This window comes from Streptomyces recifensis, from assembly GCF_002154615.1.
Taxonomy (GTDB): domain Bacteria; phylum Actinomycetota; class Actinomycetes; order Streptomycetales; family Streptomycetaceae; genus Streptomyces; species Streptomyces griseoluteus.
In genome coordinates this window covers 1-791 of sequence record NZ_MUNH01000718.1, presented here as the reverse complement: position 1 = coordinate 791, position 791 = coordinate 1, and the positions used below count along the sequence as shown (strand labels likewise).

Annotated in this window: 1 protein-coding gene; it reads left to right on the top strand. The window is 71.2% G+C overall.

The window, feature by feature from the left end; all coding sequences use genetic code 11:
• A partial coding sequence (locus tag CCN33_RS28835; RefSeq protein ID WP_341866598.1) for a TRCF domain-containing protein occupies positions 1–753 on the top strand: 753 nt, incomplete at its 5' end.
• Between the last annotated feature and the right edge of the window lie 38 nt (positions 754–791).

Sequence of the window (791 nt, the reverse complement as noted above, 5' to 3'; positions counted from 1 at the left end):
GGCCGCGAACGCGGGTACGCCTACTTCCTGTACCCGCCGGAGAAGCCGCTCACCGAGACCGCGCACGAACGGCTCGCCACCATCGCCCAGCACACCGAGATGGGCGCCGGCATGTACGTCGCCATGAAGGACCTGGAGATCCGCGGCGCGGGCAACCTGCTCGGCGGCGAGCAGTCCGGCCACATCGCGGGGGTCGGTTTCGACCTCTACATGCGCATGGTGGGCGAGGCCGTGGCCGACTACCGGCGCCAGCTGGAGACCGGGGAGCCTGGGGCGGGAGGCGTGGAGGAAGCGCCGCTCGAGGTCAAGGTCGAGCTGCCGGTCGACGCGCACGTCCCGCACGACTACGCGCCGGGCGAGCGGCTGCGCCTCCAGGCATACCGGTCCATCGCCTCCGCCAACTCGGAGGAGGACATCAAGGCCGTCCGCGAGGAACTCACCGACCGCTACGGCAAGCTGCCTGAGCCGGTGGAGAACCTGCTGCTCGTCGCCGGTCTGCGCATGCTCGCGCGGGCCTGCGGGGTGGGCGAGATCGTCCTCCAGGGCACCAACATCCGCTTCGCGCCGGTGGAGTTGCGCGAGTCGCAGGAGCTGCGGCTGAAGCGGCTGTACCCGGGCTCGGTCATCAAGCCGACCGCGCACCAGGTGCTGGTGCCGCGTCCCAAGACGGCCAAGGTCGGCGGCAAGCCGCTGGTCGGCCGGGAACTCCTGGGCTGGGTCGGGGAGTTCCTGGCGTCGATCCTGGGTTCCTGAGGCGGTTGGCCCGTCGGGCACGGACTGGTCGAGAGGGC